Source organism: Liquorilactobacillus ghanensis DSM 18630 (genome assembly GCF_001435235.1).
GTDB classification, from domain to species: domain Bacteria; phylum Bacillota; class Bacilli; order Lactobacillales; family Lactobacillaceae; genus Liquorilactobacillus; species Liquorilactobacillus ghanensis.
Window position 1 is genome coordinate 24,008 of record NZ_AZGB01000006.1, and the last position, 9,615, is coordinate 33,622.

Below are 9,615 nucleotides of genomic sequence, written 5' to 3' on the forward strand. Positions count from 1 at the left end.
CGCTAGCTTTGCAGAGCTAAGGCGGTTATTTTTTTGGCTGATTTTTAATCAACTCAACAATTAATGCAATTAAGGTCACGGTAAAAGTACCGAAAGCCAGCATTAATTGTATTGCGTCTGAAACAGACACAGGGCTACTCCTTTCATCAGGAATTATGGGCTTAATGGTTATTACACCATAAGCACCACCCCCTTTGTTTAGGAATCGCCACCGCCTTAACTTCTCTACAAAAGCTATTATACAGGAAGATCAAGACATAAGAAAATCAGATCAAATGTTTATTTAGTTAATTCACTCACTCCAACCACCTCCACCGTTCGCTCTTTAAAGAATTTTGCAAGCAAAATTCTCACAAAAACCGTTTCTATTCAAAAATCGTTTACATCAAAACTCTAAGAACCAGTCTGGTACTTAAAAGTAATCTTAGTTCCTTTTTATTTTTTGCCTTTTGTCGCTTGGCATACGCCGACAAAATTGTCGGCTTCAACATCAAAAAGCGTTTCTAGGCTTATTTCAGTCCAGGCACTACAACCAAGTTGCCTAAACTGAAAGCACCAAGAAACGCTAATCAAAGCACAAGGGGCGAGAAATTTTTGGAAGAACACAAAAAATTTCTCTACAGCATTCCCTTGTGCTTTTCTTTTTTTGATGTTTTAAGCTGCGCGAACAAAAGGCAAAAAAACAGCCTTTTGGCTCACATAGCAAGCTCCAAAAGCAAAAAGAAAGGTTTTGATATAAATGAAAAACACAGCAGAAGTAACCAAACAAGCCCAGGAATTTTTAAAGAGATTAAGCATTAATAAATATCTTGAAACGCCTATCTATTCAAGGAAAGTAATCAATTTAATGAGGCACTTACAAAGAAATAGTTTTTATATTATCGAAAATCTTTTAGTTCCCCCTTTTATAGAAAAACCAACACTGACCGATTTAGATAATCTTGTTTTGGCTCTTAACAAAGAAATATTGCAGCAAAATCTAATAATAACCAGAAGTGATAGATACGCTAATCATATCCTAGATACATTAATTGAAATTCAAAAACAAGATAAAGAAAAAGAAATAGCAAACATACTTAAAACTAGTCAACACGAGTTTGAACTATCTGATTATTTAGATAATTTTACCATGACCAATGGCTTTGTTCCAATTGGTGACCAACCACCGCTTAGATTAATTTTAGAAGCTCAAAATGCTAAAAACGTTTTGAACAATATTTAAAGAATAATGAAAACTAGCCATTAATAATTTAAAGGAGTGTCAAAAATGATTTTAAATAATTCAATTATGGACTATCAAGACAGAGGAAATTGGGGAAATGCTAAGTGGCGTGGAAATTGCAGCGGTCACGTAATTTATGATTTACTAGATACGTTTAAGCCCAAAAACTTTATTGAAGTTTTTTCTGGCGGTGGTACAGGCCAAGACGTTGCCAAGGACTTAGGATATTCTAACAGCATTCATTTAGATTTAGCGAATGGTTGGAATGCTTTAAAAGACGACATACCAGCTTCAAGCGATTTCGTTTTTAGCCACCCTCCTTATTTTGATATTATCGACTACAATCAGCAACGTAGCTCATATGACCAGGACGATTTATCAAACAAAATGCCATATAATAAGTTTATTAATGAGTTAGATTTAATAAACGAGAAGATATACAACTGTCTAGTGAATGGTGGCCGTCATGCTATTTTGCTTGGAGATGTTAGAAAAAAAGGTAAGTATTATTCTTTAATTAAAGATATGACTTGGTTCGGCGACCTAGAGGAACACATTATAAAAATTCAGCATAATTGTTATTCTGCTAAGAAAAATTACATTACAAAAAATCCCTTGATTGCAATAGCGCATGAACACTTGCTTATTTTTCGGAAAAATGGAATCTGGACTTTAAACATAAAATACACCAAAGATTTTGAAATGAGTATCAGGCAATTAGACAAAATTACTTGGCGTGATTTAATTCGAAGTGTATTTGAAGAAAAAGGCAAGGAATTATATTTACAACAGGTCTATAAGGTCTTAGACGGTTGCAAAAAATCAGCAAACAATCAACACTGGAAAGAGAAAATACGTCAAACTATCAATACCAGTCAAGAATTTATTAGAATTGAAAAAGGAAAATACAAATTAGCTATTTAACTAATAAAAAGCGGTTCTGAAAAAGAATCGCTTTTTTATTGTAAAAAAGCCCGTCGGCGCTCCAGCCACCACCACCGCTTGACGAACTTTATTGTTTTAAAAAGCAAAAACAATTTCAAAAATTGCAAACCTAGCCCCTTTAAAAAGGGGCAATCTTCTAAACTCAATTGCGGGGATCCCCCGCACCCCCTAGCACTCGCCGTTAGGCAGGCGAAACAAGTATGGGGCTTACTTGTTCCGGCCAGCCGGTAGTTTGTCGTTCCACTTCGTCAAGGTCGGGTAGTATTTTTTGAAAATCGCAAAAAATCTCCACACCTACCCTTGACCTCGTTCTCACTATAAAAACCAACTCAAATAATAGACACGAAAAATAAGCCAGCTTACCGACCGACTTACTCAAAAAACTATGCTATATATATTGCAACTAATATTTTATATTACATTGTAAACGGTGTCAATAAAAAATTTACTTATTATAAAACTTAAACCTCTATGGTAAAATAAGTGTATCGAAGAAATTGGATGTAAGCTAGTTCCTGAGACAACTTTTAAGAGAGGGTATAATAAGTCAATCGTCTCTTAAAAGAAAGGAATTTTTACATGACCACTCATTATGACAAAGAATTCAAACAGAATATTATCAATCTCTATAAACAAGGTGAATCCGCTGCTCAACTTGCCAGAGAATATGGCATTGGCTATTCCACTGTTCATAAGTGGGTCCAAGCCCAAACTCAAAACAAGTCAGGTAAGACTCCTGATGAGATTAAAGCAATGGAGAAACGCTTAACTGCTTTATCCGAGGAGATCGAAATCTTAAAAAAAGCCCTCGGCTTCCTTGCGCAGAGATAACCGATATCTTTGATTATATCCAACAAGAAAGCCAAAATTACCAGGTAACTAAGATGTGCCGAGTCCTCGGGGTTTCAAGAGCGCATTACTATCGCTATAAAGCCCACAAGCCCTCAAAAAGAAGTCTGGAAGACAAAGATCTGAAACAGCGGATCTTCCGCATCTTCGTTGAATTCAAACAAAGATATGGCGTCATGAAGATTCACTATGAATTAAGTAAGGAACTTCAACCTCTGCAGCGCCGCTGCAGTCCTCGTCGAGTCTCTCGGCTCATGAAGGAGATGGATATTCACTCGATTGCCATCAAGAAGTGGAAGGCCACCTCTTCCTCCAAACAAGCGATTCAACAGCGTCCCAATCTGCTTAAGCAGGATTTCTCCACCACTGGCTTAAATCAGAAATGGACAACTGATATTACTTATATTCAGACTAAGCGTGATGGTTGGTGTTACTTATCAACCATCATGGATCTGCACTCCCGTCGGATTATCGGGTATTCCTTTTCTAAAAAAATGGCTACCAAGCTGATCATAAAGACACTTGAAAGTGCCGTTCAGAATCGGACAATTACTGAAGACCTCATCATTCACAGTGACCTGGGTACGCAGTACACCAGCGATGAATATAACAAACGCTTAAATGAACTACATATCCGCCACTCGTACAGCCGTAAGGGTTGCCCGTATGACAACGCCCCAATGGAATCTTTCCATGCTTCACTCAAAAAGGAATGCGTTTACCCAATTCCAGTTTTTGAAAATTATGAAGCGGCAGCTTCAGTCCTCTTTGAATATGTCCATTCCTTTTATAATAGGAAAAGAATTCATAGTTCACTCAGCTACCAGACCCCCTTGCAGGTTGAAATCACAACGATTGCGAACCAAATGGCCGCATGATTTAATGCTTTCCATGGTTCAAATAAGTTATTAATCGAAATTAATGATTTATTTGAGCTGTGGAAGCTAAACGCGGTTCTTGATCTCTCTTAAAATCTGTCTCACGTATTGACTACAATCCAAAAAATGGTGATGATGGATTTTATCCATTATCACCATTTTTATGTGTCAGACAGCGTTCTTATTATTTTCTCAGTTGGGAATAGTAAATGCAACTAAACATTGTGCCGATTTATTGTTGAAACTAATCCATAGCCGATTAGAGCAATCAATAGGATTCCTGTTGCAATGCCATTCCAATTGTTCATCAAAGCTCTGCTTTCTACTGTAGGGATTTTTTGACTAGTCATAACAAAAAAGGTTTTAATGGATGATTGATTGTCCAGAACAAGTAAAGAACCTATTATCATTAAAACAAACTGATGTACGATACTCCCCATACTTTGGATAGTATACTTAACCCAGATACGTTTATCCTTTGGTAACTCATCTTGATGCCTATACGCATTAGTCAACCAGCCATTAAAAACACTCTTAAAAGTGCTTAATATTAAAACACTACTTGTAAAAAATGGCGTGATTAATACTAGTATTAGTCCACCTGTCATTCCAATTAAAGACATTTTTTTGCTTTCTTTTCCAATTAAGCCACTTATTATGGGCGCTATTACTATACCCAAAACATATGGCAAGTAAAATCTTACGAATAGTTGACTATGACCATAGTATCCGGCTGCATATAGTGAACTAAATAAAAAGAGGTAATTGCCAAGTGCCCCATTAAGTGTCGTTAGATAGCGTAGATCACTAGGCACTCGTCTTTGAGGCCGATGACTCGAAAACATACTCCATATTAACATACACAGTACTAAAAAGAACGTTCCGTACACAAAGTAATCGAATTGAAGGGTATTCAAGAGTAGGCGGCTAGATCTTAGAAGGAAAACTAAGATGAATGAAACAAAAAACAAAATTATATATTGGTAGGAGTAGCCTTCTAAGTCATGAACTTGAACTTCGTAATTTTTAATATTCATTAGTGATGATAGAGACAGAAAATACATAAGCCCATAAATTGCAAAGAAAATCGCAAAACTATAGTTATCTGGTAACATCAACACAATCCCAAGAAAAGTTAAAAACAGTACTGTAATCCCTATATTTTTTGAGCCAGTTAAATGGTTTTCAAATTTATAATAATTAATAGTGTTGTTAGCCATTGGTAGCCAAGCAGCACTCAACCCGAGAAATAATCCTGAAAAAAGCTCTAATTCCGAAAAGGCCACCCCAACCACACCAAATAATGAACCTAAAAGACCACAATAGATGGCTATTTTTAATAGTATATAGCTATTTATCTTAGTTCCTATGCCACGAATGAAAAAAATTCCGGTTGTTCTAAACGTGTAAAAGATGACAAATGGCAAAACTGCAACAACAGTATGACTACTTCCCCATTTCAAAAAAATCATAAATGGTAATACAACAACTGTACTACTGATAATACTGAGCATAGTATTTCCGATAGACTGAATATTTTGTTTCATAATTTCCCCCGCATTATTTAAAAAATAGTTATTGGATGCTTGTCAAAACTTCAGGATTATAAAGCATACATCTATTATTTTCAAGGCTGTCTCAATAGTAAAATCTATAAGAAGTGAATCCTACCCGTTTGCAAACATAAGAAGTGATTACTTTGCTTTTTTATTTTGGTTCGGATTAATTATAGAATTTTCCTAGATTTGTAATCTACCAATTACAATGTTGCGTTGCCTGTTTTTCCGTATTAAACAAAAGAATATTGATTATAATTACAAGAATAACTTATCCTGTCTTAGGTTTTAAAGACTTGGTCGTAACTGATTGCATCTAGCGATGGTTCTTCCAGAAAATCACGTCTAATATTTTTGTGGCGAACTTCATCAGAACAACGATTACGTAAGATAGCGCCCTTTCTTGAATCTAACTCATTTATCAATATTTCATGATAGTTAGGCGTATTTCTCAATATGTTAAAATTAAGTTGAGAGCAACCTAAGACTTAAAGAGTGGAATCTTTTAAAAAACACAAAAAATTAATTACATTGATAATAGTATCTTTGCTAGTAGTTATTTCTGGAAGATTATACATAGGATATCAGTACGGTCCTAAATTCAACTTCTATTTGGTTCCACCAACTCCCAAAAGAGATGTCATACTGGCTTTTAATAAAATATCGTCCACAGGAGTCTATACAGAAAATCAAGCACAGAAAAATAGACTAACAGAGATTTGCAATGAGATTTCAAATAAAAATACCTACAAGGAAATTTATCCACTGTTTAAAACAAGCCTTGAAAATTAAGGTTGGTAAGCATGCTTCTTTGATAACTCCAGCAGAAGTAAAGAAAGAAATTTCACAATTCCAAGCATCAACTAGCAACGTTAAAAATAACATCTTATACATCCACTTACCAGAATTCAGTGGGTCATTATCACTATGTAAAATGGTGCCCAAGTAAACATAACTGCTGAAGAAATCAAGAAAAATAATGGCCGAGAGCTCTTCAATAATAAAATCAAGCCTGACGTGCAAACGCACAAACCAATTGTTCAAGCTAACAAATGGCTCTTAACTCAAAACTAGTTTTGGTTAGAGTTAGTTGATCTCTAGCTTCCACTGTATAATAGATTAAACAAGAAGGCTTAAGGGTGGTGGTTGTCTTTTTCCTTGCGAGGTGAGGCCCATGGGAACATGGAATAATCTTCAGGAAGGTTTCACAGTCAATGAGTTCTCGTTGATGTTGTTTGGCACGTTTTTAATTGCGCCACTTAGCTATATCGACAAGCACCCCCAAATAAAAAAGCCGCCACAATCATAACTTTGGCAAGTTACGGGACGACATTAATGTAATTTGTAATTATGTCACTATCTTCAAAGCGGCTTGTAGGGGAATCCCTATTCCATCAGTTTTTCCTTTTTCTATTTCCATTGTAGCATGCCTTAACAAAACTGGCTAATGTTTCAGGCTTTGGTTGTATTCCAGATCAGGTTGATTGATTTCCAAATTTTCTTTAGCAAACGATTCAATTACAATCTACCTACCCAACGGAAACAATAGTGACTATCCAAACAGAAAGGACTACATTAATAAACGAATAAAATTACGCTCATTTACCAATCACTTTATTTTAGTAAGAAAAAATTTTATTCTTCTCAAAGACTATATGGTTAGGAGACAAGATAAATGAACATAACTATCATTGGTGCAACTGGTATGACAGGGAAGGCTCTTGTTAATGAGGCCTTAATGCGTGGGCACCACGTACTCGCAATTGGACGTTCCTTAGAAAAATTAGCTAAATTAGCTACTAGCAAAGACAGCCAACAATTAATGACAATTGCTAAAGACGTATTTGCATTGACTAAAGCAGATTTAGCAGACAGTGATGTTATTGTTGATGCTTTTGCTTCAAGTCCTGACCAAGCATATTTGCATGTTGATTTAGCTACCAAATTAATTGCTATGTTTCGTGGTGCTAAGCAGCGTTTGGTCTTCATTTTAGGAGCTGGAAGTTTAAAAACTGGAGAAGATCATCATTTGTTTGTTCATGATATGGAACAGAATCCTAAGGTACAAGCAATTATTGAAGTACCACGTAATCAATTTGCTGAATTAACATTCCTGAGAACTGTTAAGAATGTTGATTGGGTTGGTGTTTCACCTTCGATTAACTTCCATCCAGGTGCTGCAACTGAACTTCTTTTGGGTAAAGATGAACTTTTATTTAATGAAAAAGGTGTTTCTGAAACTTCTGCAGGTACAATGGCTGTTGCTATTCTTAATGAAATTGAAAAACCACAACATCAAAAAGAACGATTCACAGTTGCTGATCGCTAAAAATTGGGGCTTAACTAATGTAAATAGTAATACTAATACTATTTACAATTGGCATCTTAGTTGGTCTCTTCGTCATTTCAATGGGTGGTGGCGGTGCAATTTATCTTGGTGTTTTGACGACACTCTTTCATTTGCCGGCTGCAACTGCTGCAACAATCTCTTTGATTACGGCTATTCCTTCCCTATTATTAAGAGCATATGCTTATTATTGTCAAGGTGAAGTTAATTTCAAAATTGGAAATAAGATGTTAATTGTAGCGCTACCAGCTGTGATTATTGGTTCTTTATTGGCCCTTTAATTTCTAAAATGGTTTACACCATTATTATCGGGTTAATACTCATAAGTTTAGAATTCAAATCTTTTTAAAAATACGGCAGTCTAATGCTTCTAAAGATGCTACCCATGATAATACTTTTAAAGCAATTGATTATGGCTTCTTAAGTGGCTTAATGGTCGGAATTGACGGTCTCAGCGGTGGAGGTCCAATTGTAGCTGGTTTATTATTAATGGGATTAGACATGATTAACGCTGCGGCAACATCGGCTTATGTGTTGATTGGGACTTCAATAGTTGGTGCGCTGTTACATGTTTCTAATGGTCAAGTTGACTGGAATGTCGAAATTGGACTAATGATTGGAGCTTTTATTGCCCCTTATATAATGATCAAGTTCAATCACAGCTCAACTTGGTTACCACCAATTATGGGGGTATTGTTGATTATTATGGAAATCAAAATCATTATTTAATCAGTAGATTGTAAAAAGGGGTCACAACTTAATAGTTGTGGCCTCTTTTTTGATGCTGTATAATTAAAGGGCCAGAGCCGTGTCATTACTTAATGACATAAGTTAGGAGATAAAAGAATGAAATATGGCTATGCGCGGGTCAGTACCACTGATCAGAAATTAGCAAATCAAATTGAGCTATTACAAGTAGCCGGTGCCCAAAAAATTTTCCAAGAAAAGTATACCGGCACAACTACTGAACGACCAGAGTTCCAAAAACTATTGCGGGTTCTAAAAACAGGTGATACTTTAATTGTGACTAAGTTAGATCGGTTTGCGCGGAATACACGCGAAGCTTTAGCAATTATACAAGAGTTGTTTAAAGAAAATGTCAAAGTCAACATTTTGAATATGGGGTTAATTGATAATACGCCGACTGGCCAACTCATTTTTACAATATTTAGTGCCTTTGCACAGTTTGAACGCGATATGATTGTCACACGCACACAAGAAGGTAAATTGTATGCCAAGCAACACGATCCGTTGTTTCGAGAAGGGCGACCGAAAACGTATTCTGATGAACAGATCAGATTTGCCTACGAATTACGAAAACAGGGCATGACCTATAAAATGATTGAACGAAAGACGGGGATTAGTAAACGCACGCAGCAGCGACGTTTTAAGTTAATTGAAAAATAGGTATGCTAAGAATTGCAAAAGATTGATCCTAAAATTACTCAAGATGGCTTAAATAGTTTAAAAATGAAGACTCAAATAACCACTCATATAGAAGGATTATCACTTGGTTTAACTAGTTTTTAAGCAAAATTTATTTTTAAATTGGAGGAACTATCTATATTAGCTGTTTATTAATATTAGTTGTTATAAAAATCAATATGACCCACAAAAGGCCCGCTCAATTATTAGTTGAGCAGGCCCCTTGTGGGTATTTTGATAAAGAGTTAGTCACTCTATGTTAATTATAAGACTTAGTTTCTAAATAGGAACCTATTTTCAAAATAATATTAGCTTGTACGATTTGATGTTCAACGTATGAGAGTATAAAATAGTTTGTGTAAATGAATAAAATCCTATTGAAAAGGGAATCCC

General features: G+C 35.6%; 11 protein-coding genes. 8 read left to right on the top strand and 3 right to left on the bottom strand.

Annotated features, from left to right (window positions below; all coding sequences use genetic code 11):
* Positions 1 to 25: 25 nt before the first annotated feature.
* Positions 26 to 130, bottom strand: coding sequence for a putative holin-like toxin (locus FC89_RS12975; protein ID WP_057871033.1), 105 nt, complete (start codon positions 128 to 130; stop codon positions 26 to 28).
* 609 nt (positions 131 to 739) lie between these two features.
* Here FC89_RS12975 and FC89_RS02780 point away from each other — a divergent pair.
* The 4 genes from FC89_RS02780 (at position 740) to FC89_RS02795 (ending at position 3,894) form a co-directional block, all read left to right on the top strand.
* A complete protein-coding gene (locus FC89_RS02780; protein ID WP_057871034.1) occupies positions 740 to 1,222 on the top strand; it encodes a hypothetical protein in 483 nt (160 codons plus the stop codon).
* A gap of 45 nt (positions 1,223 to 1,267) precedes the next feature.
* Positions 1,268 to 2,146, top strand: a complete 879-nt coding sequence (locus tag FC89_RS02785) for a hypothetical protein (RefSeq protein ID WP_057871035.1) — start codon at positions 1,268 to 1,270, stop codon at positions 2,144 to 2,146.
* 600 nt (positions 2,147 to 2,746) lie between these two features.
* Complete coding sequence (locus tag FC89_RS02790; RefSeq protein WP_057871036.1) at positions 2,747 to 2,998, top strand: IS3 family transposase; 252 nt, start codon at positions 2,747 to 2,749, stop codon at positions 2,996 to 2,998.
* Between the two features lie 17 nt (positions 2,999 to 3,015).
* The gene (locus FC89_RS02795) at positions 3,016 to 3,894 is read left to right on the top strand and encodes an IS3 family transposase (RefSeq protein WP_235804368.1); all 879 of its coding nucleotides are present in this window, start codon (positions 3,016 to 3,018) and stop codon (positions 3,892 to 3,894) included.
* A gap of 215 nt (positions 3,895 to 4,109) precedes the next feature.
* Here the strand turns inward: FC89_RS02795 and FC89_RS02800 are convergent, their stop codons facing one another.
* Both FC89_RS02800 and FC89_RS12520 read right to left on the bottom strand, forming a co-directional pair.
* Complete coding sequence (locus FC89_RS02800; protein WP_057871038.1) at positions 4,110 to 5,441, bottom strand: hypothetical protein; 1,332 nt, start codon at positions 5,439 to 5,441, stop codon at positions 4,110 to 4,112.
* Between the two features lie 741 nt (positions 5,442 to 6,182).
* Positions 6,183 to 6,494: a hypothetical protein gene (locus tag FC89_RS12520; protein ID WP_057871039.1), complete on the bottom strand. Its 312-nt coding sequence runs from the start codon at positions 6,492 to 6,494 to the stop codon at positions 6,183 to 6,185.
* A gap of 631 nt (positions 6,495 to 7,125) precedes the next feature.
* Between FC89_RS12520 and FC89_RS02810 the strand changes: the two genes are divergently transcribed.
* The 4 genes from FC89_RS02810 (at position 7,126) to FC89_RS02820 (ending at position 9,204) form a co-directional block, all read left to right on the top strand.
* Positions 7,126 to 7,779, top strand: a complete 654-nt coding sequence (locus FC89_RS02810; RefSeq protein WP_057871040.1) for an NAD(P)-dependent oxidoreductase — start codon at positions 7,126 to 7,128, stop codon at positions 7,777 to 7,779.
* An 80-nt stretch (positions 7,780 to 7,859) separates the two neighbouring features.
* The gene (locus FC89_RS12885; protein ID WP_268872015.1) at positions 7,860 to 8,078 is read left to right on the top strand and encodes a TSUP family transporter; all 219 of its coding nucleotides are present in this window, start codon (positions 7,860 to 7,862) and stop codon (positions 8,076 to 8,078) included.
* 151 nt (positions 8,079 to 8,229) lie between these two features.
* Entirely contained in the window at positions 8,230 to 8,526 is a 297-nt protein-coding gene (locus FC89_RS12890) for a TSUP family transporter (RefSeq protein WP_262340017.1), read from the top strand.
* A gap of 117 nt (positions 8,527 to 8,643) precedes the next feature.
* Positions 8,644 to 9,204, top strand: a complete 561-nt coding sequence (locus tag FC89_RS02820; protein WP_057871041.1) for a recombinase family protein — start codon at positions 8,644 to 8,646, stop codon at positions 9,202 to 9,204.
* Positions 9,205 to 9,615: the final 411 nt, after the last annotated feature.